We start from the raw sequence: 26,420 nt of genomic DNA, 5'->3' as shown, positions 1-26,420 counted from the left end.
ACGGGAGCGGGTGCCGCCGGCGCGGCCGGGACGCGGGTGACCAGCTTGGGCGGGTCGGTGCGGACCCAGTCGGATCCGGATGCGGATCCTTGGGGCTGCGGGGCCACGACGACGAAGTTCTTTTCCCTCAAGGTGTCGCGGAAGACATCGACGTCCACCGCGGGCGTGTACACGGTCCTGGCGGTGGCCGTCCGGCTGGACAGGGCCTTCGCCAGAGCCTCACCGCGGCCGGTGTGCGGCACGACCGCCACGAGTGCCTCGTGCAGCGGGCGAGCGCTCAGCACCGGGTCATTGGCCAGCAGTTCGGCGATCTCGTCAAGGGGCACCGGGCGCCGGGAGTCGTCGGGCCAGGGCATGTCGAAGTGGTCGGGACCGCCCTTGCCCAGCACGAAATAGGCGGGAGGCCGCTGGCCCCGGTAGGCTCCGTCGGCGCGCCACGGCGCATCGTGCACCTTGGCGTTGGCTCCGTCGGTGCCGTTGGCCGAGGTGAGATACCTGTCCGGGACCAACGGGTCGGCCATCTGCATGCCGAGCCAGTCGCGGCCGAGGATCTCGCGGTCGTCGGACAACAGCAGGGTGCGCGAGGTCAGGGCACCGTTGCGTTCCAGGTGGTAGGCGGCGAGTGCCGTCGGGTTGCGGAGGTCACGGCCCACCGCGGCCGCCCCGGCCGTCGTCCACAGGAGTTCCGCTCGCCGTGCCTCGTCCACGGGCTGGCTGGAGGCGTCCAGGTGCAGGACCTTGACCGCCAGGGCATCCACGTCGGTGGTCGCCTCCAGGGTCTCGACGGCCTTGACCGTCGCCCACAGCAGCCGCTGCCGGTGGACCTCCGTGACCTGGCCGGCCTTCAGGTCCAGGACCTGCACGGCCCGCTGGTCGGGATCGCCGTCCGCCAGCAACCCGAGGGCCTCGTCGAGCGAGGGCAGCGGAACGAAGTCGCGCAGCGCCACCCCGGCGGGCTGGGTCGCCGCCGCCTCCAGAACGGCCTGGACGTCCGCCGGTTTCAAGGCCGGGCCCGCGGACCGTCCGGGATACGACCGGGCGATCCGGTCCAGCAGGTCCATGGTGAACGGTCCGGTGTCCCGCAGCGTCGGGTCGTTGCGGCGCATCAACTCCAGCGCGCCGATTCCGCGCAGCAGCCGCTGGTACTTCCCGTGGGCATCGGCCTTGTCGTCCTCGACCGAGGGCCCGAACACCTGACGCAGGGCCCGTACCAGCCGCAGGGTCGCGACCCTGGTCTCCGCCGAGCCCTGGCCCTGGACGGTGTGCAGACCCGCCGTACCGACCAGGTCGTCGAGCGCCGCCCCCGTCGGCTCCGGCCGCAGCTCGAGCCACGTGCGCCGCTCTCCCTCGGCGGTCGTGGCGATCCCCTGCCGGTTCACCCCGGTGGCCTGTGTGAGGTAGTGGACCCGGTCGACCGCGAACACCGTGCGGTCGACCTGGTTGGCCACCTGCTGAGCCTCGGAAAGGGTCGCCAGCGGGTCGGCGACGAAGGGGGCGCGGCTGCCTTCGTGAACGCTCGGGAGGCCCTCCGCGGCCGCGCCGACCCAGCACGACATGAGCACCACGACTCCGTCGGCTGCGAGCCCCTGCAGACTCGGACGCCGCTGGAGGTACTCGCCGACCTGGTCGCCGCGTGCCTGTCGGCGCGTCCCGTCCGACTTCACCAGGGAGAACGCCCCCGGGGTCCCGTGCAGAACGAAGTGGTACGCCGGCCGGCCGACCCAGGGCAGGTTCTCCGCATCACCCTGCTGATCCCAGTAGAAGGGATCCATGTGAATGTACTCGTTCATCGTCGGCAGAGAACCGAAGTACCGCTCGCGTTCGAGCTGGTCGCTCGTGGTGAGGACGGCGCGGCCGTACGTGCGCCCGTCGGCGGCGAGGGTGTGACTCATGATCTCGTCGTCGGGTACCAGCGTCCCGTCGATCATGCGCACGAAGTGCTCGTGCCCCAAGGCCCGGCGGGCCGTGAGCGGCGGATCGTCCGGCTCGCTGGCGAACCAGCTTCCCAGCGGCTCCCCCTGGGACTGGTCGTCGATCACCGCGATCCGGGTCTGCCGCGTCGACGGATCCTCGTACAGCTTCACCTTGCCGCTGTGCGACCACACGGTCCTGCCGGTCCGGGCGGCGGCCGTGCGCGGCAGACGCGGGCTCCCGGCACCCGCACGCGGAACGGCGAGTACGACGGGGAGCCGGCCGTCGAGCGCGGCCAGGTCCTGGTCCATGGCCAACAGTTCGGCGAACTCCTCCAGCGTCGCGCGCGGCCGGGAACGGTCCGCCAACCGCACCACGACATGGTCGTCATCGCCCTTGGCCGCGACGACGTAGGGGCGGTGGTCACCGGCTCCCTGCTGCTCCCACGACGCCGGGGGGGTCTGCACGCTGCTCCCGCCCACCTGGTGGTAGGACGCCGTGATCATGTCCCGGACCGACGTGTCCGTCCAGTTGCGGCCCAGGACCCTGCCGTCGCGCCCGGTGATCCGGGTCGCGTCGGACAGCGCCCCCCGCTTCCAGAAGTCGAAGGCGCCGAGCGCCGCCAGGCTCGTCGCCCGGCCGGCCGCGTTCGCCTCGTCCACCAGGTCGTACAGTGCGTGGCGTTGTGCCTGCCATACCGGCTCCTGCGGATCCAGGTGCAGGAGCCTGCGGGCGAGCGGATTCGGGTCGAAGGCCCCGTCGGCCAGACCGAATCCGGGCTCGGCCAGCCTCAGTCTGTTCAGCAGTTCGATGGCCGGTGAGCGGGGCTCCGGCTCGATGTCGATGTCCGCCTGCCGACGCAGGTCCCGCAGGGCGGAGCCGTCGGCGGCCACGTTCCGCCCCTTGCTACGGCTGACGACCCTGAAAGCGTCGGCGCCGACACGGTCGGCGCGCGGAACGTTCCGCTGAAGCAGGTCCAGGGCATTGCCGATCTCGGTCCGGAGCACGTCGGCGACGGCGTCCGCGCGCTCCTGGCCCGTGCGTACGGCGCCCCGATGACTGCTTCTCACCTTGAGCCACGAGCCGTTGCCGTGCCCGGTGACGGCGATCCACGGTGTCGCGAACCCCTCCTGTATGTCGCGCAGACCCGCCTCGACCACCTTGCGGGCCAGAGCGGCGATGTTGCCACGCTGGCCGGGATCGACCTCCTTGGAGCCTTCCGCGAAGGTGACCTTCGTGGTGGGCCAGGGCCCCGAAGCCACGGTCGTCTCCGTGGTGGCGGAGTCAGGGGAACCGGTGGCGTCGACGACGGGCGTCGGCTCGACGTGCGGCGCGGGCGGTGCGGCGGAGGCGTGCAACGCCTCGTCGATCCCGTCGGCGACGTCGGTCCCGCCGTTCGCGACGGTCGTTGCCGCGGCCGCCGCGGCCAGCTTCGGGGGGCGGGTGTGGACCCAGTCGGCGGAGCCCGGCCCGACAGGCGGCGTGGTCACGACGATGACGTGCTCGCCGGCCGTGGTGTCGTGGAACAGCTGGATGTCCACGGCGGGCGAGTAGACCTTCCTGCCGGTCGCCGCCCGGTCGGTGAGGGCCTTCGTCAGGGAGGTGCCGCTGCCGGAGTGCGGCACGACCGGTACGACGGGCCTGGTCGGTTCGACGGCCGTCAGGTACCGGTCGTTGGTGAGCAGCTCGGCGATCTCGTCGTGCGGTACCGGGCGCCGGGTGCCGTCGGGCCAGGGCATGTCGATGGTGTCGGCACCGCCGTCGGCCAGCAGGAAGTAGGCCTGAGGGGTCCGGTCTCCACTGTTCGCGGAGGCGTGCCACGGAGCACTCCTGGCCTGGGCACGGGCCGGATCAGCGCCGGACGCCACGGAGAGGTACCTCTCCGTGGCCAGCGGGTCGGTCGGCTGCCCGCCGGTCCAGTCGCGCCCGAGCACCGCGCCGCTCGCCGACCGGAGCAGCGTCCGGGACGACAGGGCGCCGTTGCGTTCGAGCTGGAAGGCGGCGAGCGCCACCGGGTTGCCGGTGTCGCGGCCGGCCGCGGCGGCCCCGGCGACCGTCCAGAAGAGTTCCTCGAGCCGCGCGTCGTCCACCGGACCGGTCAGGGCACCCAGGTGCAGGACCTTGGCGGCCAGCGCGTCCACGTTCGGGGCGGCTTCCAGTGTCTCGACGGCCTCGACCATCGCCCACAGCAGCTGCTGCCGGTGCGCCGCGGTGACCGGTGCCGATCCCAGACGCAGGACGTGCCGCACCCTCAGGTCGGGATCGGCGTCCGCGGGCGTGGCGAGGGCCTGCTCCACGGAGGGCAGCGGAACGAAGTCACGCAGGGCCGTTCCGGGCTGCTGGGTCCGTGCCGCGTCCAGCAGCGTCTCGACGTCGTCCGGTGCCACGGCGGTGCCGGGGGCCGGGGACTGTCCGAGCCGGGACCGGGTGGCCCGGTCCAGCAGGTCGAGGGTGAACTGCCCGGTGTCCCGCAGCAGCGGATCGTCCCGGCGCATCGTCTCCAGCGCGCCGAAACCGCCCAGCAGCCGCTGGTAGCGCCCCGATACCTCGTCCTTGTCGTCCTCCACCGAGACGCCGAAGGTCTCTCGCAGGGCCCGCACCAGCCGCAGGGTCGCGACCCTGGTCTCCGCCGAGGCCGGGCCCTGGGCGGTGTGCAGACCCGCCGTGCGGGCCAGCGCGTCCAGCTCCGCCTCACCCGGCTCGGGGCGCAGCTCCGCCCACTGGCCGCGCTTGCCGTCCGCGGTCGTGGCGATTCCGTGCTGTGGCGGCAGGGAGTCCCTGGCCGTGTAGTGCGACCGGTCGGCCGCGAACACGGTGCGGCCGGTCTGGTTGGCCACCCGCTGGGCCTCGGAGACGGTCTCCAGCCGGTCGGCGACGAAGGGTGCGCGACTGGCGGCGTTCACGGTGGTGGACCGCTCCGCGGGGGCGCCGGCCCAGCACGACATGATCACGATGACGCCGTCGGCGGCCAGCCCGCGCAGGCTCGGCCTGCGCCGCAGATACCCGCCGACCTGGTCGCCGCGGGCCCACTTGGCGGTGCCGTCCCGCCGTTCGAGCGAGAACCCGCCCGGCTGCCCGTGCAGGAAGAAGTAGTACGCCTTACGGCCCGCCCAGGGCACGTCGTCCACGGCACCGTGCCGCTCCCCGGTGAGGGGGTCGAGATGCCGGTTCTCCGTCATCACGGGCGCCGCGACGAAGTACAACTCCCGGCTGAGCATGTCCGCCTTGTCGAAGACGGCGCGGCCGTGCGGGACGCCGTCGTCGGCCATGGTCTCGCTCAGGATCTCGTCGTCCGGGACGAGCGTGCCGTCGATCGTCTGTACGACGCGGTCCTCGGCCTCCACCGCCGGGTCCCCGGCCGTCAGTTCGTCCGGCTTGCCGGCGAACCAGTTCCCCAGTGGCTCCTGCGCGTCCTCGCGATGGGTCACCGCGATCCGGGTCCGCTTGTCCTTCGGGTCCTGGTACAAGGACACCGCGCCGCTGTGCGACCACACGGTCCTGCCCGTCCGGGCGGCGGCCGTGCGCGGCAGACGCAGGTTCCCGGCGCCCGCTCCCGGTACCGCCAGCACGACGGCGGCCCCGCTGTCGAGCGCGGCCAGGTCCGGGTCCATGGCGAGCAGTTCGGCGAAGTCCGCCATCGGGACGCGCTGCCGGGAACCGTTCGCCAGGCGCACCGTCACATGGTCCTGGTCCCCCTCGGCGGCGATGACGAAGGGGTGGTGGTCACCGGGCGCCGCATGCCACAGGGCGGGATCGAGGTCGACGAGGCGGGTGGCGCGCACGGTGGCGTACGACATCGAGATCAGGTCCACGACCGGCTCGCCCGTCCAGTTGCGGCCCTGGGCGCTGCCGTCCGGAGCGGTGATCCGGGTCGCGGCGGACAGCGCTCCCTGCCGTACGAGGTGATACGCGCTCAGCGCCGCCAGGCTCGTCGCGTGGCCGGCCGCGGCGGCCGCGTCCATCACCGCGTGCAGTTCGCGCCGATGGGCGCTCGTCACCTTCTGGGCCGGCGACAGGCCCAGAATCCGGCGGGCGAGCGGATCCGGATCGAAGAGGCCTTGGTTGAGCGCGGGATCGGGATCGGCCAGCCGCAGGGCGTCCAACCGCTCGAAGGCCGACGAGCGAGCCGCCACCTCGACCTCGATCGTCGCCTGCCGCCGCAGGGCCCGCAGTTCCGCGCCGCCGGACGAGCCGTCGGTGACGACGTCCTGGCCCCGGCTGCGCGTGGTGATCACGAATTCGCCGTCGCCGACGCGCCTGGCGGAGGGCGGATCGTTCTGCTGGAGCAGGTACAGGGCGTTCCATAGCTCGGTCCGCAGCTTCTTGGCGACGGCGTCCGCGCGCTCCTGGCCCGTGCGTAGGGCGCCCCAGTCGCCGAGTCCCGGCGTGAGCCACGAGCCGTTGCCGTACCCGGTGACGGTGATCTCGGGGGCCAGGAGCCCGGCCCGTACGTCACGCAGCCCCACCTCCGCCACCTTGCGGGCGAAAGTACTGAGGTAGCCGCGGCCGCTGGAGTCGATCTCCTTGGAGCCCTCCTCGAAGGTGATCTTTCCCCTGGTCCACGGCTGCGATGACGCGGCCGCGTCGGCGATGACCGGATCGACGGCACCCTGGCCCGTGGCCGAGCCGACTGTGCCGACCGCGCTCGTCTGTTCCGGGCGGAGGTTCCGCGGGGACGGGGCGGGCATGGTGGGGAGGAGTTCGGGACGCGCGCCGAGGTCCGAGGACCCGATGGCGCCGGCCGCGGACTTCGCCTCGACGTACCGCGTGAGCGGTGTGGCGGGCGCGTCGGTTGCCGACACCGCGGTGGTGACGGGCGCCGCCGGTGACGCGGAGGCGGGTGGGACCAGAGCCGGAGGGTCCTTGCGGACCCAGCCGGTCGTGGAGCTCGGGTTGGTGGGCTCTTCCACGATGATGTCGTACTCGTTCCTCCTGGGGTCGTGGAACAGTTCGACGTTCACCACGGGCATGAACACGGTCCTGCCGGTCGCCGCCCGGTCCGTGAGGGCCCTCATCAGCGGGCCGCTCCGCCGGATGTGCGGCATGATCGGCACGATCGGGTCCTCCGGCGGGCGAGCGCTCAACACCGGATCGTTGGCGAGTAGTTCGGCGATCTCCTCGGGGGGAACGGGGCGACTGGAGCCGTCGGGCCAGGGCATGTCGATGTGGTCGCGACCACCGTCGGCCAGCACGAAGAAGGCGTTCCCACCTGTGCCGGCTCCGCGGACGCGCCACGGCATACGGTGGAGCACGGCGCTGCTCGCACCGACGTTCGAGTCCACGGCGAGGTACTTGTCCCTGACCAGGGGATCGGTCATCGGCCTGCCGGTCCAGTTGCGGCCCACCCCCCGGCCACCGGACGACAGCAACAGCGTGTCCGGAGACAGGGCACCGACCTGTTCGAGGTGGTACGCGGCGAGCGCCGTCGGGTTGTGGACGTCACGGCCGGCCGCGGCCGCTCCGGTCATCGTCCACAGGAGTTCCCCACGCCGTGCGTCGTCCACGGGCAGGGCGGAGCCATCCAGGTGCAGGACCTGCACCGCCAGGGCGTTCACGTCGGCGGCGGCCAGCAGGCCCTCGACAGCCTTGGCCGTCGCCCACAGCAGCCGCTGCCGGTGGACCGCCGTGACCGGACCGGACCCCAGGTCCAGGACCTGGACGGCCCGCTGCTCGGGATCGTCCTTCGCCAGCAACGAGAGGGCCGCGTCCACCGACGGAAGCGGAACGAAGTCCCGCAGAGCCACCCCGGCCGGCTGGGTCCCCGCCGCCTCCAGCACGGTCAGGATCTCGGTCGAGTCCAAGGCCGTACCCGGGGGCTTGGCGCGTCCCGCGGACTGCTCGAGATGCGACCGGGCGACCCGGTCCAGCAGATCCATGGTGAACGCACCGTTGTCCCGCAGGTCCGGATCGTCGCGGCGCATCGTCTCCAGTGCGCCGATACCGCGGAGCAGTCGCTGGTACTCCCCGTAGGCATCGTCCTTGTCATCCTCGACCGCGGCGCCGAACACCTGTCGCAGTGCCCGCACCAGCCGCAGGGTCGAGGCCCTGTTCTCCTCCGAAGCCGGGTCCGCGCCCGTGTGCAGGCCCGCCGTACGGGCCAGTTCGTCGAGCGCCGCCCCGGTCGGCTCCGGCCGCAACTCCTTCCAGCCGCTCCGCTCCCCCTCGGCGGTCATGGCGATGCCTTGCCGGCTCTGCCCTCCGATGCGCGAGACGTAGTGGACCCGATCGACCGCGAACACGGTGCGGTCGACCTGGTCGGCCACCTGCTGGGCCTCGGAAACGGTCGCCAGCGGGTCGGCGACAAAGGGGGCGCGGGCGGCCTCGCTGGGGACGGAGATGTCGTCGGAGGCCGCGCCGACCCAACACGACATGAGCACGACGACGCCGTCGGCGGCAAGCCGCCGCAGACTCGGGCGCCGCTGCAGATATCCACCGATCTGGTCGCCCGGCGTGGTCCTGGCAGTCCCGTCCGCCCTCACGATCTGGAACGAGCCCGGGTTCCCGTGCAGGTAGAAGAAGTACGCGTCCCGGCCGAACCAGGGCACGTCCTCCGCGTCACCGTACTGATTCTGGGAGACGGGGTCGATGTGTATGTACTCGTTCGCATGCGGCACCGAATCGAAGTGCCGCTCCCGTTCGATCACATCGCTCTTGGTGAGGATGGCACGGCCGTACGGGCGCCCCTTGGTGGCGAGGGTGTGGCTCATGATCTCGTCGTCCGGGACCGGCATCCCATCGATCGCGCGCAGGAATCGCTCCTCGGTCCCGGGCGCCCGGTCCACCAGCCCCGGACGGTCCGGCTCGCTGGCGAACCAGCTTCCCAACGGCTCCCCCGCCGACCGGCGGTTGACCACCGCGATCCGGGTCGTCCGCGTCGACGGGTCTTCATGCAGCCTCACCTCGCCGGTGTGCGACCACACGGTCCTGCCGGTCCGGGCAGCGGCGGTGCGCGGCAGGCGCGGACTCCGGGCGCCCGCGTGCGGGACGGCGAGGACGACGGGAAGCTGGTCGTCGAGCGCGGCCAGGTCCGGGTCCATGGCCAGCAGTTCTGCGAACTCCTCCAACGGCACCCGGGTCAGGGATCCGTCCGCCAGCCGAACCCCGACATGGTCGTGATCACCCTTGGCCGCGACGACGTACGGTCGGTTGTCATCGGGTCCCCGCTGCAGCCACAACGCCGTCGGGCTCTCGGCGGCGCTGCCCTCGCGCAGCACGAGGTAGGACTCCGTGGGCAGGTCCCCTGCCGGGGTGCCCGTCCAGTTGCGGCCCAGGGCCCGGCCGTCCGCGCCGGTGATCCGGCTCGCGTCGGACAGCGCTCCCCGCCGCCACAGGTCGTATGCGCCCAGCGCCGCCAGACTCGTGGCCCGGCCCGCCGCGATCGCCTCGTCCACCAATGCGTACAGCGCGTGCCGGTCGGTGTCCTGCACCGTGTGCTGCGCGTCCAGGTGCAGAATCCGCCCGGCGAGCGGATCCGGATCGAAGGCGCCTTCGCGCAGACCGGGATCGGTGTCGGCCGACCGTAGGGCGTCGAGGCGTGCGACAGCCTGCGAGCGGGGCGCCAGGTCGATCTCGATGGTCGCCTGCCGCCGCAGGGCCTCCACGTCGGCGCCACCGGACGGACCGTCGGCGGCGACGTTCCGCCCCCCGCTGTCGCTGACGATCATGAAGGCACTGGAATCGACGTGCCTGTCCGACCGGTCGTTCTGCTGGAGCTGGTGGAGGGCGTTCGATATCTCGGTCCGCAACAACGTGGCGACGGCGTCCGCGCGCCCTTGGCCCCTGCTTTGGGCGCCCCAACCGGGGCGCCCCGGCGTGAGCCACGAGCCGTTGCCATGCCCGGTGATGGTGATCCAGGGTGCCGGCAGTCCCGCCCGTATGTCGCGCAGCCCCGCCTTCACCACCTTGCGGGCCAGATGGGCGAGGTAGCCGCGCTGGAGGGCGTCGACGTCCTCGGAGCCCTCCTTGAAGGTGACCTTTCCGGTGGTCCACGGCTCCGACGACGCGGTCCCCTCGGTGACGGCAGGATCGACGGCGCTCCGGCCACCGGCGAAGGTGCCGCCGGCGGCCGCGTCCGACTGCGCGGGGGTCGCAAGGGCACTCTTCCCCGGGCCGGTCAGGGGGCCGGCGGACATGCTGGGGATCAGTTCGGGACCGGCGGCGAGGTCCTGCCAGGAGGCGGGGGTCGGGAGCGTTGGGAAGAGATCGTTGTTGTACAGAACGTCGCCGCGCAGGTCGGACGCGAGATCGCTGAAGCCGGTTCCGCTCCACTCCTGGCTGGAGAGCCGAACGCCGTCGCCGGAGAACGTCAGGGAGACCGCGTCGTCGGCCGGCTTGTGGGTGACGGTGATGGTGAGTTCGTCGGCGAGGCCGGGGCGGCTCACCACGAACGACCGGACCAGCGGGTCGGTGCCCACCTCGCGGACCGTCGCGTCCTGGAGACCGTGCCACCTGCGGAGGGAGTCCTGTTCGAACGCCCTGCCGAAATCGTCGAACGCGGTCGCCGACGGAAGACCCGGCCACGGCTCGGTGATCACGCTCTCCAGCTCACCGGCCGGGATCTGTTCCGCGCGGACCGGGATGACGGTGATGCCCTCCTCGCGCCAGGACGGGCCGGTGCGGATCAGCCTGGTCGCGGCGAGGGTCACCTCCCACTGGCCCTGGTTGATCGGGGGTGCGTCATCGGCTGTCGCGGCGTAACCGGGCGGGTAGGCCATGGCGAGCTTGCCGTGGTCGGCCGGGACGTCGATCTCGAAGATCACGCGGTTGCTGTTGATGCCGTGCCTGGCCCACGTGGCCTGGAACGCACGGGAGTTGGAGGTGGAGGCGGGCAGCCGCTCGATGAACTGGTCGGCCTGTGCGGCATCGGGGTCCATGGACACACCGCGCCACAGGGTGACGCGCTGGTTCGGACCCTCGTACAGCAGACCCCTGGTGATCTTGCTGAAGGTCCGGGCCTTGGCCACCAGGTCGGTGTCGTCCGCGAGGGCGCGGGGAGTGACGTAACCGCCGTAGCCCTTCTTGGACGTGAACGCGCTGACGGTGACATCCCGCATGTACATCATCAGCTGCTGGTCGGCCGCGGCCGCGGCCAGATGGGTCCGGGCCAGGCTCACGGCCGCGTCCCAGCGTTCACCCTGCGCGTCGGGCAAGTGTGCGGGCCGTACCGGTGGGGCGAGATCCGGTGCGGACACCCTGACCAACTCACCCGTGGTCCGGCGGTAGATCTGGTTGCCGGTCGTCGAGGCGATGACGATCTCGTCGCCCTCGCCCAGCTTGGCCGGCCATTCGGCACCGTCGGCGGGTACGTCCCCGACGTTTCCGGCCGCGATCGTGATCACGGAGCCGTGGAAGGAGCCCTCGCTGAGCCTGACGTTCTCCTCCGCGAGGCGCAGACCGCCCAGGCGAGCGAACGTCCAGGTGTGTACGGCCGGACCACCGGCCGCCGCCAGCCCTTGGACCACGACCTTGTTGCTCACGTTCGCCACAGTGAACAAGCCCGAATCGGCACCGCTCCCCAGCAGCTTCGGAGCCGCGCCGCGAGGAGCCTGCAGAAGCAGCCCCTCCTGGCCGGGTACCTGGACGACCGTCCGCCCGTCGACCGCCGGGAGCGGCGCGGCGACGAGGTTCTCCTGCGACGGATGCACCAGCGGCTCGGCCGTAGGCGTCGGCTGCGGCTCGGTGTCCTGTGCCTGGGGCTCGGGCTGCGGTACGTCCTGCAGGTCACGGATGACCGGTGGCCTGGGGGCCGGGGCCCGGAGGCTCTGCTGGACGTCGACCCCGAGTTCGGCCAGTCGCCGTTCGGCCGCCTGCATGCGGGCCGCCGCATCGTCCTGACGCTGCCGCGGCGCCACCCGCGGGTCGGGTGCGCTGGACGAACTGGCACCGGTGCCCCTGGCCTCCTCCGCCGTACGGAGCACGGCGTTCAGCCGTTCCCATTCCGCGGCAGCGGCCGCTCGCTCCTCCCATGCCTCGGTGACAGCGGCCGCGCGCTCCTCCGGTGTCTGCGCCACGGTCTGCTCGTCGCGCACAGCGGGAGGGCGCTCGTCGCGCACGGCCTGCTTGCCGCGCCCGGCGGGAGACTGCTCTTCGGCGCGCCCGGAGGTCGTCGGGGGCTGTGCCGCGGCGTCGGGGCCGGTGGTGCCGGTCCGCCGCTCCGCGGCCGGGTCCGGCGTCAGGAGCTGGTCCTGCTCCGGAGACCGCCCGCTGTCGGAGCGGTGGTTCAGGGGCGGGGCGGGGTTGAGAAGGCCGACCGGAACGGCCGCGAGGTACTCGTCCCCGCGCTCGTACACCGTCGCCGTGTTCGCACCGCGGACGGCCACGGTGCCGAAGGTGTCTACCGTGCCGTCCTCGTGGACGAGGGTCAGATGAATCCCGTTGGCCCGCGCGGTCAGCTCGGCGGCCAGCAGTGCCGTGGCCCCGTCCCAGCGCCGGGCCGCGGTCAGCTGGGCCCGGATCAGGGCCTCCTCCTGCGGGCGGGTGAGCGTCAGGGACGCGGGCAGCCGGCCCCCGCTCTGCCGGAACTCACGGAGCTGTTCCGGGGTGAGCTTCAGCCCGGCGGCCGTCAGCTCCGGCAGCCGGAACGTCGTCCGGGGGGCGAGCCGGGCGGTGGCGGGCAGTGCCTCGGCCTGCCCGGGGACGGTCACGGCGGACGCGTCGGGAGCCTGGTCCCGGGCGGACGCCAGCGCCGTCGTCACGGCCGCGTAGAAGCGGTTCCCGTCACCGGGGGGCTCCACCAGGTGGGAGACATACCCGTCGGGGTCGGTCAGTTGCCCGGGATGCGACGCCGCGTCGAAGCGGGGCCGGCCCTCGTACGCGGCGTCGTCCAGACCCTCCCAGGTCCAGGGGCGGGTGGCGTGTGCGGGCAGGTCGCCCACGGGCGCGGGCGGCGAGGCCTTCGCGGGCGGCGCGGCCTTGCCGGCGGTTCCTTCCGTCGCTGTCGGCTCCACGAGGCGGAAATGCCGGTCCGCGAGGTACAGCTCCACCCTTTTGGCGTCGGCCGCGGCCGGGGCATCGGGATCCGGCCCGTAGTCCTGGAAGGAACCGTCCGCCGCGACGACCCGGATGACGACACCGAACCGCTGGGCGGCGAGCGACGCGAGGAGGTCGGCGGCGCTGTGGTCCCAGCCGGTCTCGTTGTCCGCGCGGGTCTCGCCGTCGGCGCCGGTCTCGTCGTCCGCGCCGGCCGGGCGGCGCAGCTGCGCCACGGCGATGGCGCGGCGCTGGGCAGCGGTCAGTGGCCGATGGCGCTGATCGGGGATGGGCTCCGGTCCGGCCGAGTGCGGGAGCACACCGAGGGCGTCGAACTCCCGCCGCTGCGGGGTGTCGGCCCCGAGGTCGACTCCGGCGGCGCGCAACTCGGCGTCGGTGAAGGTGTCCTTCGTGTCCGGGGTCGCATAGGCGAGCAGTGGTGAGTCGTCCGGCAGCGCGGCCAGCCGGTCGGCGAACTCCCGGCGCAGGGTGTCCGCGTCACCGGCCGGGCGCAGGCTCGCGCCGAGCGCGTGGAAAAAGGACCTGCCGTCCTTCGGCACGTCGACCAGGCGGTGCACCGTGCCGTCCTCGGGTGCGATCAGCGCGGGCGAGCCGTCGGAGGTGACGGCGTCGGCGTAGCGCGGGCGCGGTGCGGCCTTGGACTTCGCCTTGGCGGTGGCGGGTGTCAGCACCGGCTCGGGCACTCCGGCCCGGGTCCGGACCGCGTCCGGGTCGTCACCGGTCCGCGGGTCGTCCGGCAGCCGGTGCCAGCGGGTCAGCCGGTCGGTCTCGGCCCGCACCTGGTGGAAGGCGGCGGCCGCGCCCTCGGCGGCGGTCTGCTGCTCGCCCACCTCCCGGACACGGGTGTCCAGAGCTTCCTGCGCCGCCCGGAAGGCCCGGACCGCGGTCGCCACGTTCTCGTCGGCGGCCTGCACCTGCCGGTCCGCCGCGGCCCGCCGTGCGCCGGCCGCCTGCCTGGCCGCCTTGACGGTCTGGAACAGTTCGGCCCGCCGCGTCTCGAACTCGTCCTTCTCGAATTCGGCGAGCCGCTTGTCCGCGACGTCCTGCGCCTTGCGCGCCAGGTCGATCTGCCCGTCGAGCGCGTCGAGTTGGTCGCGTCCGAGCTCCGCCCAGCCGTCGTGCTCGGGTTGCGATGCGCTCAGCGCCTCCCGCTCGGCGTCGAGCGCCTCGACCGTCGCCCGGGTGTTCTCTGCCGTGGTCCGGGCCTCCGCGAGCTGTTCGGACGGCGGGCGGTCGCGCCGGGCTTCGGCGGCCGTGATCGCGGCGACGAGTTCGGCGTGGGCGGCGATGTGTTCCCGCCGCGCGGCCGCGCGGAGCTGATCGCGATCACGGCGGCTGACGGATCTGGCTGCCCCGGCCGCGTCGAGGGCGTCCTGCAGATCGGCGAGGCCGCGGCGCAGTTTCCAGTACTTCCCGTCGGCGTCGGACCACGCCTTGCCGGCGTCCTTCACCCTGTCCCAGGCTTTGGCAACCTGCGGCGGGAAGTTGGCGTCGGTGATCAGCCCGAGATCGCGGGCGACGTCCTCGCGGACCCAGGCGATGGCATGGCTCTCGGACTCGACGGCCTGCGGGCCCGGCTTGACCCCGCCGAAGGGGCCCATCAGGTGGTCCCGGACCCAGGTGGCGATCGAGCCGTCCTTGAACTGCCGGTTCACGTCGGCGACGCTCAGCCAGGTGACCGGGACGGCGAACGCGAACGCGCGGGCCGCCTTCGGCTTGACCCGGTCCTGCTGCGCCAGTTCCTCGGTGATCAACCGGCCGTCGGTCTCGATGGTGTCGGAGCCCGTGCCGCTCGCACCGGGGCCGGTCAGACCGACCATGTCGGTCTTGACCGCCGGGAAGACGCCGATCGACGAGTCCTGGGTACCGCCCTGGGACGCGGTCACGTTGTCGCTCTCCGTGTACCGGTCGGCCGCCTCCATGCGGACGTTGTCGGCCACCGTCAGCAACTCCGCACCGGCGAAGTGCGGCCTGGAGTACATGGCCAGTGCGCCGTCGGACCGGTCCGCGAACTGGTCCTCGGTCAGCCCGGCGACCTGATAGCCGTCGCTGCTCGCGCTGTCGTGGAAGAACGCGGACAGCGCGCCCTTCCCGGTGCCGTCCTCCAGTGCCTGCGCGGAGCCGGTGCCCGGTGCGGTCAGGCCGTTGACCGTCGCCTTGTCCAGTACCCCGTCCAGCGCCGCGCCGATCAGCGCTCCTCGGGTGCCGGAGAGCGTGTTGTCGTAGGCCTTGGCCAGCGCGATGACGTTCGCCGCCTGGACCCGCTCCGCTCCGACCACCGTGCGTACCTGGAATCCCTCGGCCGGCATCGTGAACGGCCTGGTCGTGCCGTCGGGGTGCGGGGTGGCGCGCCACTGGGCGAGCTGCTCGGGCGTCGTGGGGACCTGATCTCCGGTCAGCACGTTCACGCTGGGTGGGCCGGCGGCCGGCTCCGGCGGGGCCAGCGGGTCGGGGGCGGCGTCCTGGGCGGTGGTCGCCGAGGTGTCCGGGAGCATCAGGCTGGTGGGTACCAGTTCGGTCAGCGTGCCGACGTCGCCGTCGGTGAAGACATGCTGCTTCTTCTTCGCCTTCCGCTTCTTCCCGAGGCTTGACTCCGCCTTGTCGCCCTCGATCTCCATACTGAGTTCGAGCCGGTACCGGGTGGCGAACTGGGCGTGCGGCTCATTGGTGTAGGTCGACAGCACCTTCGTGCGGGTGGCGGACCGGGACCCGGACGTCGTCTGCCGGTTGGAGCCCGTCTCGGCGTACGTGGGTCCCGCCGCTCTGACCTCCGGGTTGGGGGTGTGCACACCTTCGGTGTTGAGTACGCCGATGTCGCGGCCCTTCGTCGCGTCGAACGCCTCGCTGACGGTCTCGACCGCCACCCGGTGGTCCTCCAGCTCGATGCCCGGCCACAGCCCGGTGAACTCCTGACCGTTCGCGTCCGGAACCAGCCGCGCCCGCACCCGCACCGTCCGCGCGCCGATCCTGATCCGCTTCCAGCCGGGGCCACCGATCGTGGCCGGCGCCGAGGTCCCGATGCCCGCCATCTCGCGGCGCAGCGCGCGGACGACCCGGGCCGAGACCAGCTGCCGGATGGCCTCCCGGCTCGCGTCGTCGATCCCCAGGTCACGGGTCTTCCGGTCGAAGTCGTCCAGCACCCTGGTGGTGTCCAGGGAGTTCACCGGATACGTGGCGAAGGGGTTGTTCCGGAACCACTCCGGCTGCGTCCACCGGCTGATGTCGTACATCGGCACCGCGCCTGCCGCGTCCTTGATGACCTTCAGCAGGTGGGCGCTGCGCTCGGGAAGGTGTCCGAGCCAGCCGCCGCTGACCTGCCACCGTTCCCCGGCCCAGTCGTGCACCCGGCTCGGCAGCAGTCGGGAGAGCGGCGACAGCAGGCCGGCGGTACGTACCCCCGCGGCGACCTCGTGTTCCGCGTCACCGGCGACCAGCACCTGGTGCCCGGCGTCGACCCGGTTGATGTCCGAGGTGATGGTCCGGGCGACTTGGTACGACTGCCCCCGGGAGCGCCACCACGGACGGACCACCAGTCCGTAACCGCCGGTGACCCCCGGGCCGGCCGAGTGGGAGTGGTTGTAGATCAGGGCGCCGCCGAAGGACTGTGTGAAGGACTTGGACTGGGACCCCGACGCCTGGGTGCTGCCGCCGACCGTCGCCTCGGTCTTCAGCGCAGTGGGCCGGCCCAGGGCCCGCAGCGCGGTCACCCGCACCCGGTGCACGACGGTCCCCAGGTAGTTCAGGTACGGGCCCTTGCCGAACAGCCCGGTGGTGCGGGACCCCAGCGGGCCGGAACTCTGGTCGAAGTCCGCCGTCAGGAACTGCGCCCGCTCCGAGCGGACCGCCGCGTCGTGCGCGGGCGCGCCCTCCTCGGTGAGGTGCCACAGCCCTCCCGACGCCTTCTTCAGAACCCTGTCCACGATGCCGGGCTCGCCGCCCAGCGCCAGCACGGACACCGTGTGGTGGGGGTGCTGTCCGAGCGGCCCGGGTTGGCGGTCGGCATCGATGGCCGAGAGCGAGCCCTCCGTCAGTGCCTTGGCCTCGGCGGAGGTCATGGGCTCGCGCGTGACCCGGTCGGCGTCCGTGCCCGCGTACGGGTTGACGGCGCCCGCCGCGTGCGGGTTCCGGGCCGGCATGTGCTCCGAGGGGACGCTGAGCAGTACCCGGCCCCGCGTGGCGGGGTCGGCGGCGGTGTCCCCGAGGATCTCGGTCTTGGCCTGGCTGAAGACGAAGGGCTGGGTGCCCAGGATGCCGAGCGAGGCGATTCCCCGGAGCAGGCTGCGGAAGCGCCAGTAGCCACCGGTGCTCGCGGTGATCTTGAAATCGTAGCTGTACAGGTGGGACGGCTTGGTGCTGACCGCCATCGGCTCGAACGTCGCGCTCGGGCCGTAGCCGGTCCCGTGCTGCGTCCGGCTGTCCGCCTGGTAGCCCACCTGCCCGGTGCCACCGTGCGTGGGAGCGCCGACGTTGTCGACGGCCTGGTCACGCACCGATGCCAGCGCTTCGAACCCGCCGCCCGCGCTCTGCGACGTGCTCTGCTGCCCGGCGACGGAGGTGGCGCCCGGCGCGCTCTGCCGCATCTTGAGGTCGTTCTGGGTGCCCTCGTAGCGACGGCCGGTCAGTTCGGCGTCCAGCCAGATGTACCGGTAGCCGCGGGTGGCCCGGCCGGGCTCCACCAGACCGACCCGGATGCCGGTCGTGCTCATCGCCTCGAGGTTCCCGGCCATGCTGTGGTGGGACAGCGTGTTGATGACGGTCAGGGTGTTGGACAGCACCATCTGGTATTGCGCGGCGTTCCGCCACACGGACGGATCGCCGAGTTCGGCCAGCGGGGCGACCATCTCCGGGTACTTCTGGCTGACCACCTCGAGTACCTGGTCGATGAGGGTGTCGAGCAGGGTCCGCCCGGGTCCGCCGGCCGTCTCGGCGAGCTCGATGCCGTCGGCGCCCTCCACCGCCGGGGCGGTTCCGGCGGGTTGGCCGCTGTACCGGCCGTCGGCGAAGGTGAACTGTTCCACCCGGCTCATACCCAGGGTGGGCGGGTGGTCCTCGGTGAGGTAGGCCGGGGCGAACGGCTCCGCGCCGGTCTGCACGCGCAGGGTCGTGCCGTCGTCCCATCCGGCCAGTCGGCGCGCCTCGGTGTGCGTCATCCGGTCCAGACTCCAGGTGACGAACGGTGTCGCCTGCGCGTCCCCGGTCTTGCGCACATGGACGGTCTTCTCGACCAGGTACAGATCGGTGGCGGTGTCCTTCACCTGGCCCACCGTCTTGAGCGCGCCGGAACCGCCCGTCGCCTGCGCGCGCCCCGAAGAGTGTCCATAGCGTGCGCTCGGCCCGAACTGCAGGCGCAGTTTCACCGCGTCGGTCAGGCCGAACAGGCTCGGCAGGTTGAAGGTCGGACCCGCGACCGCGGCGAAGTCCTGATTGACCGACTTGGTCTCCCTGCGTTCGTTCCGCACCGTCAACTGGCCGGTTTCCCGCAGTTCCTGGAGGTCCGTCTCCGTGACGAACTTCGCCCGTCCCGGTATCACCCGGTCGATCACGAACGCGCCCAGGGGTGTGCGCTTCCTGTCGTCGGCCAGCAGCGGCACGCTGGTCACCCGGGAGTGGCTCAGCCGCCCGGACAACTGCTGAAAGCTGTCGGAGGAGAAGAGCGCGTCGAGCTCCTGGTAGGCGGAACTGCCGGGCTGGGCACCGATCCTGCTCGTCGCCCAGTCCCGGATCTCCCGGACCGGACCGAAGTCCTCGGTGTACACCATCCGGTAGTCGGACTCCGCGCTGAGCTGCATCGTCCTCGGCGTGCGGCCCGGCTGCGGCGTGTCCGTGAGGCTGTCCGGCAGCCGCACCCCGAGACCGTCGCGCACTCCGAAGCCGAAGACCTGGTCCGGAAGGGGCTGCTCGGCGGGCCTGCGCCGCCAGGGGGTGCCCAGGACGCCCTTTCGAGCGGCCCGCAGCGGCCCGTCGGTGACGGTCAACTCGTAGTACACATCGTCGAGATGCAGGTGGGAGGAGCCGGCGGAGCGGTTCTCGCTCTGGCGCACCACCTGTTGGCTCATCAGGTAGTCGAAGGCCCGCGTGTATCCGAACCGCGCGGAGATCCGGCCGAACCCGGCGAACAGCGCGCTCGGCGGCCCCGCCGGCACGCCCGGAGCCAGCTGACGGGTGGTGGCGACCGTCTTGCCGGCCCCGGTGGTGACCTGGCTGCGGTTCAGGTTGTCGACCTTGGTGACCTTTCCCGCACCGTCGCCGAACCGCTCCCACTCCCCGTAGTTGCGGGTCCTGACGTGCAGCGTGCGGATCCGCCCCTCGGCGGTGCGGTACACGAAGTCACGCCCGTCTCCGGCGAAGGTCCGCGGTGCGCTGGCCAGGGCTCGTCCCACCCGGCCGAGCAGGTCGTCGGTGCCGCTGCGGGACGGGCGCGTTCCGCGCGGTTGCGCGTCCTGCGGCCGGGTCGCCGCGGTCTGCCCGAGCAGCCGCTCGATCTCCGCCGTGACCTGGTCGGCGCCGCGCAGCGTCACCTCGCTCTGGCCGAAGGCGACGGCGTCGTCGAGCACGGCCAGGCGGTCGGGGTCGGTGAGCACGTCCGGATCGCCCTCGGCCATGAACGTCAGGAGGTTGAGGTAGTCCGGCATCCTGCTGCCGTCCTCGAACCGGTGGGGGCCCTGGTGGACGGGCGGCGGCAGCAGGGCCCCGTCCAGCCGGGCCGGCCGGTGCAGCTCCAGCTCCTCGTCGATCCGCGCACCGGGGAACCTGGGCCGCTGGACCGGCGGGGACGGGACGTCTTCGGCCGGTGGGGTGATGACGATGTCCGGGATCGCGGTCCGGGCCTGCATCGGCTCAGGCCCACGCGGGGCACCGCCGGGTCCCATGCCCAGCTTCAGTTCCGCGAGGTCGACGATCTCCTCGTCGGACTTCATGGCCATCACCGCGCGAACGATCACGTCCGCGGTCGACTGCGGATCCTTCTTCCAGTACGACGGCAGCGCGGCGTACACCCGCGCCACCTTCGCGGCACTAACGGGGCCCTTGGGCCAGTTCTGCCGACGCAGTTCACTGTTCACGCCGGCCTCGAGCGCGGCAAGCTTGAAGGCCGACAGCCCGTGGTCGAACGACACCTGTTCTTGTTCCGGCTCCTGCTGCGACGGCACCGGCGCCGTCGTGTTCTGGTACGTCTGCTCGAACGCCCGGACGTGCTCCTCACGGATACGTTCGATCTCCTGGCGGGCCCAGCCGGCGACCGCGTCCGAAGTCACGGTCACGGGCTCGATCCGCACGACGGACAGTGCGCCGGCCAGGTCCTGGTGCGCGAGATGACGGACGCGGGCCGCCTCCTGCAACGCGTCGAGCGCGAAGGCGAGTTCCGCCGTGGCCGGGATGCGGGCGTCCGGCTCGGGGCCTGCCGCGTACGCGACGAAGTCGTCGACGAGCGCCGCCTGCTGTGTCCTGTGCCAGAAGGCCAGCTCCTCGGACCAGTCGGAGTCCACGCTCCGGGCCCGGGTCAGCTCGGCGGCCTGCTGGACGACGTCGCCCATGGACTCCGCCCGGATCAGGAGACGCGCCGCCGCGCGGCGGACAGCCGCATCCAGGCGGTTCACCGTCTCCGCGGGGGGCCGGCCCTGGCCGGCGGCGAGCCACTCCGCGGTGTACTGGTCGCGCAGCTCCCGAAGCCGGCTGCCGTACCAGGCACGCTGCGCCTGGGCCCACGACGGGCGCCCGTGCGCGAGGTCGACCCCGTCGGGGAGAGAGAGCGCCTTCCGGAACTCCTCGCGCGAGACCTCCTCTGCCCACCAGTCCTTGGACGCCTGCCGGTACTGCTGCCGGAACTGCTCCACCAGCTCCGGGGCGGAGTCCTCCTTGCCTGTGGTGATCGCCGCGGCCATCGCCTGGCGGAAGTCCTCCCGGATCGACTGGGCCACGGGCGAGCTGCCGAAGTACGTGTTCGCCAGGCGCAGCTTCCCCGACGACTGGGCGACCTCGCGGTCGAAGACCTCGTACACCTGTGCCGTGGCCTGCGCCTGGCCGTACTCCTGCGTGAGCCTCGCGTCCAGTTCGGCGCGCAGCGCGTCGTGGTCGACGTCCTGGTGTTGTGCCGCCTGCGTCCACCGGTCGGCGAACCACTCCCGGGACTTCACCTGCTCCGCGTACGGGATGGTCTGCCGGAACACCGGGGTGTCGGCAAACCGCTGCTCGAACTCCTGGTACACCTGTGCGCGGAGCGCCATCCCGGCACGGAGGTCCGCCAGCGCCCTGCCCGGGCCTTCCATCGGCAGCGATACGCGCTGCGTCTGCGCGTCGGGGGACTCGGTGCCCCGAGTGGCCGTCACGTCGGCCTGCTCTTGCGGTCGGTCGGATTGCTTGAACGGGGTCCGCTCGATCGTGAGCCGGGAGAGGTCGGCCTTCCACTCGGGGTTCTGCCGCCACTGCCGGTGTTCCGCGTCGAGCTTCGCGGCGTCGTCGTAGAGGGACTGGATCCTCTCCTGCGCGGTGCGCACCGCCGTACCGCGGTCGTCGGGCGTCCGGGCCCCCGTCATCTCCTCCTTGAAGGAGTCCAGGACCTGCCGGCTGTCCTGCCGGAAGGTCTCGCGAACGCTCTGGGAGCCGATGGCCGACGCATGCGTCTCGACCTGCCGGCCCACGTCGGACTCCGCCTCCAGCGAGGTGAACCTCTGCCGCAGCTGCGCCCGCCACGCCTCCTGTTCGGCGCGCTGGCGGGGCATCTCCACCTCGTGCACGAGGTCGCGCCACGCCTGACCGCGTGCCGTGCCGAAGACGTCGCCCACCGCCCGCTCCGTGTCCAGCGCGGCTTCGACGTCGCGGCCGTTCGGGCCGTAGATCTCCTGGTGGGCCTGGGCGGCATCGTTGCGGAAGTCGTCGGCCACCTTGCCCAGGTCGTACCCGTTCAGGGCGTAGCGCCCGGAGACCGTTCCGGCCTCTTCGTCGACCTTGGTGGTCAGCTCGTTGAACCGGCGGCCTCCGGCGGCCAGGGCCTCGTCGAAGGCGCCCTCGTAGGCAAGGCGGTCGCCCAGGGACCGGGTGTACGGATCCAGGACCTCATCGCCGAAGGCCGTTTCCCGTGCGTTCAGCTCGTCGGCGGACCACTGGCCCTCCTCGGGCATCCCGACACGTTCGCGGTAGGCGTCGGTGAGTGTCTTGTGCATGTCGTCCTGGACCCGCCTGGCCTGCGGGCCCAGCTCGGTCCCCTTCCGCACGCCGGCTGCCGCGTGGAGCCAGTCGTCCGCCTGCGTGAGCGCCTTCTCCAGGCCGGTGTGCAGGTCGTGCCGGGCGGCCATCTTCTGCATCAGCTGAATGTGCGCCTGACTCAGTTCGGCCGTGTACGTCGCCCAGTCCTCGGCGGACAGTTCCTCCGGCCTGCGGGAGCCGAGGATCCCGGTCATCTCGTCGTCGAAGGCCTTGCCGTGGTCGGCGAGGATCTTGTCGGCGACGTTCTCGGAGGCGACGTACCGATTACCACGCAGCTCATCGGCCTGCTCGCGCAGGGCGCGCTCGGCGGCCTTCGCGTCCAGCCGGGCCGCCCAGCGGTCCGTCAGTTCACTCAGGGCGCGGTCGAACTGGTGGGCCGCGTCCGCGTACTCGGCGCTGGTGAGCTCGCGCACCGAACGGCCGTCGGAGAGTTCGCCGGTGGTCTGGGCGTACTCGTCGAGGAAGTCCTTGCGTACCGTGGCGATGTCGTCCGAGGTACGGTCCAGGCCTCTGGTGTCGGCCATGGCGTCGAAGGTGCGCGTGGCGTCCTCGGCCAGCGTCAGCCGGGTCTCCAGGCCGCGCACCATGGCGTCGAACCGCGGCTGGGCCCCGCTGACCAGGTCCGTCATGAAGTCCCGGTGGACCAGGTTCCCGTCCAGTTCCACCTGCTGGGTGATGTCGCGCAGATCGGCGGTGAACTCGTCCAGGAAGTCGGTGCGGAAGTTCGCCTCGTCCTTCGCCGAGAACGGCCGCCGGTCGAACAGTGCCTCGGAGACGAACAGGTTCTCACCGGGGCGGTCCGGATGGGTCAGTGCGCGGTCGAAGGCCTCCGACGCCGCGTCGCGCAGCTGACGTACCGCGGCCTCCAGCGCGAACTCCTGGGGAAGTCCCTCGTAGAGGCTCTGCTTCGCGGCTTCGCCCTGCCGGGCGCTGATGTCACCCTGCCGGACGGCGTCCTCGATGCCCTCCAGCCGCGTTTCGAGCCGCTGCTTGACCTCCTCCCGCCATGGCCGCGGCTGACCGCTCTGGACCCTGTTCTCCTCACGGATCATCTGGTCGGCCAACGAGCGTGCCGACAGGCCGTGTTCCAGGTTCCCGAGGTGGTCTTCCAGCTTGGCGGCCAGTGACTGCTCGAACGCGACGGTGCCGAGGTCGGCTTCTCCCGCTCGGTGCTGCTCGTGGCGGGCCTCGTGGTAGGCACTGGCCACAGTGGAGACGAGGTTCTCCGGAACACCGAGCTTGCGGGCCCAGTCCTTCGGCCCGGAACTCTCGTCCGACGACCGCTGGATCGCCTCGACGAGCTCGGTGGGGGACGGACCCCGGTAGCTGTCGTCCAGCACCGACTCCAGTGCCTTGACGAGCTTGGCCTGCAACGGGGAGTGCGACACGGCGCCGGTCTCGCTGTCCATCCCGACCTGCAGTTCGTCGGCCCGCTTCTCCGGATGTTCCTTCAGGTAGTCCCGGTGCTCCTCCATCGCCTTGCGATAGGCGCCGGCCATCCCCTCGGCGTAGCGGTCCGAGACGCCCTCGCTCCTGACGACGGCCTCGATGTCACTGACCGCCTCGGACCTGACCGCGGGGTACTCGTGCGACAGATCGCCGCGGACGTCCTCGAAGGCGTTCCACAGGCGCTGGTTGTGCTGCAGCCGCTGCTCGGCCCGTGCCGCCTCCTCTGCCAGCCTGCCCTCATACGTCTCGTTCTGCCGGCGCTGCGATTCCTCGTACGCGGCGTTCTTCGCGTCCGACACGTCGTGCCGGTAGTCGTAGGAAACCTGCTCGTGCCCGAGCTGCTCCCCGGCCCTGTCCCCGGACTGGGCATGTGCCGGGTCGGCCTCGGCGCCGGTGGCGGCCGACTCGTGCCGCGCCGCCTGATCCGCCGAGCCGTGGTCCCGGACCTGCCCCTGTGTCTCCTGCGCCGCCCTCGACGCGTCGGTCGCGTCGGTGGCCTGCGCGGCGGTGGGCCCGGACCTGCCGTCGGCGGACTTCCCGTCCGACGCCGTCCGCCCGGAGCCGGCCTCCTCGGACCTGGTGGCCGACCGCGCTTCCGCCGCGCCCCGCTGGGCGTGTGTCGTCTCGCCGGGCGCACCCGTCCGGGTCTGCCCGGCCCCGTCGGCCTCGGACGTGGCCTTGGCCGACGCTCCGTGCAGCGTTCCGTCGGCCCGCACGATCCCCTCGGCCGCCTCCACGGGCGTGGTCCTGTCCTTCGCCGGCCCGGCGAACGCGGCCGTGTCGCCGCCGTCGCCCGACCCGGACCTGGCGTCCGCCCGGCCCACGGGCCGCACCTGCCGACCGCCCAGACCGGCGGCCGACTTCAGCGGCTCACGTCCCGCGTTCGGAACCGTGCGTGTCCCCTCGACGGCACCGGAGGCGCGTTGTCCCTGGTCCGCCCCCGAACGTACCGCCGTGTCCCCGAGGTTGGCCTGGCTGCTGATCCCCTTCGCGGCGGCGCTGCCGTCCGCCGTTCCGCGGGCACCCTGCTCTCCTACCGCGGACTTGGGAGCCGTGCTTCCCGTCGCGTCCGGCGGGCCCGTACGGGTGCCGCCCTCGATCCGCCCGACCGACGTCTCGCGCACCGGGCCGGCCGGATGGACGACCTCCGGCTTCCCCGACGCGACGGACTGCACCGCAGACACCGCCTCCTCGGCACCCGCGGTGCGGGCGCCCGTGCCGGGCGTGGCGGCATGGTTGTCGCCGATGGCCCGCAGCGCGCTCTGCGCCTGCCTCGCCCCGGCGTCGACCGCCTTTCCCACGCCAGGTATCGCGTTGCCACTCGTGTCCTGCGCCGTGCCGCCGGCGGCGTCCGTCGTCGGGCTCGGCGTCTGGGGAGCCACCTCGTGCGGGGCGGCGGTGGCCGGCTGGGCATCCAGGTTCGTCCGGACCACGCGCTCCGCGCCGGACGCGCCCACCGACTCCTGACCGCCCGTCGACTGTCCTACCGTCGAGGCGTCCACGGTCCGCTGCGCGGCCTGTGCCGTCCTGGCCACACCGCTGAGGCCGGAGCCCACGTCGTGCAGGACGCTCTGGCCGGTGGAGGCGTCCGTCACGCCGCTCGTGATCGTGTTCGTGTTCCCGCCGGCCGTCTCGGTCTTCGGAGCGGGCTGTACGGACTGGGTGGCGCCGTCGGTGACCGTCCTGACCGCCGAGGAGCTCCCGGGCGAGGTGCCGGCGTCCACCGGGGTCACCTTGTTCGGTACGGCCGTCCCGTCGCCGGCGCTCGGGCCGTCGGGGGCGCCGGTCGGCGTCACTTTGACGGGCGTCGGCGCCGGTGTCGTGTCCACCGACGTGCGCACCGTGGTGCCCGTGAGCGTCCGGGTCACGGCGGAGTTGACCTCGATGTCCGAGGACAGCGTCAGGTCGGACTTGGTGAGGCCCTTGGAGGAGTCGGCGATCGTCCCGCTGACGGAGGTCACGGAGGTGACCGAGGACGGCAGGGTCAGGCCCGTACCGCTACCGGTGCCGTTGCCCGTCGACGAGTTGCCGACCGAGGTGCCCACGTCGCCGGCGCCGACGTTCACGTCGCCGACGTTCAGATCGGCCTTGAGGATGTCCAGCTTCTCCCTGGCCACATTGACCAGGCCCTTGGCGGCGGAGGCCACGGCGACGCCGATCCCGCCCCACAGCACCAGGTCCGAGATGAAGCCGGGGATCTGTTCCAGGGAGGTGGGGACGGGGATGAGCTGCTGGGCGGTCGTCTGCAGACCGGCGGCGGCGTTGCCCGCCGCCACCGAAGCCGCGTTGACACCCATGAACTCGATGCCGAACCGGGCGACGTTCCCGGTGACGCCGGCCATCGTCACCACCCAGTCGGGCAGGGCGTTGCCGACTGCGGTGACAGCGCTGCCGACGAACTCGCCGACGCGAGTCCCCACACTCAGCAGCCAGGAGGCGGCGGTCGCCACCCACCCGCCGACGTTCGCGAGGAGTTCGAGCCCCGCGCCGAGGAGGCCGAGGAGTTCCGGTGCCACGAACAGGAGTGCGCCCAGAAAGACACCGACGAGGCCCGCGATCAGCTCCGACAGTGCCTGCTTCGCGAGCGTTGCCTCCTGCTCGGTACGGAGCATGGCGTAATAGTTGATCATCTCGCCGGTGTCCCAGAACTCTTCGATGATTTCCATCACCGCTTCGCGCTGGTCGGCGAAGGCCTGGGTCATGTACATCTCGGCGTCGCCCTGCCATGCCCCGAGGTTCAGATCGAACTCGGCGCTGGTCATCCTGGCGGCCTGCTCGTCCAGGTAGTCACCGAAGTCGATGAGGGCGTTGCCGAGTTCGTAAACCGGATTGGGGTCCCAGTCCTTATTGGGCGAAAACGAGTCAGACAT

At 72.1% G+C, this 26,420-nt stretch carries 1 protein-coding gene (running past one end of the window); it reads right to left on the bottom strand.

Annotated elements, in window-relative coordinates; genetic code table 11:
* A protein-coding gene (locus ABZ642_RS21405; RefSeq protein ID WP_360486167.1) for a lonely Cys domain-containing protein crosses the window boundary here: on the bottom strand, positions 1-26,420 show its 5' portion. The gene continues 949 nt to the left of window position 1, outside the view; the window shows 26,420 of its 27,369 coding nt (coding positions 1-26,420); its start codon is at positions 26,418-26,420; the stop codon falls past the left edge of the window.

Source organism: Streptomyces sp. NPDC007157, assembly GCF_040634235.1.
In the GTDB taxonomy this organism is placed as follows: domain Bacteria; phylum Actinomycetota; class Actinomycetes; order Streptomycetales; family Streptomycetaceae; genus Streptomyces.
Note: the sequence above shows the minus strand (reverse complement) of the source record. Positions and strands in the feature narration are given on the sequence as shown.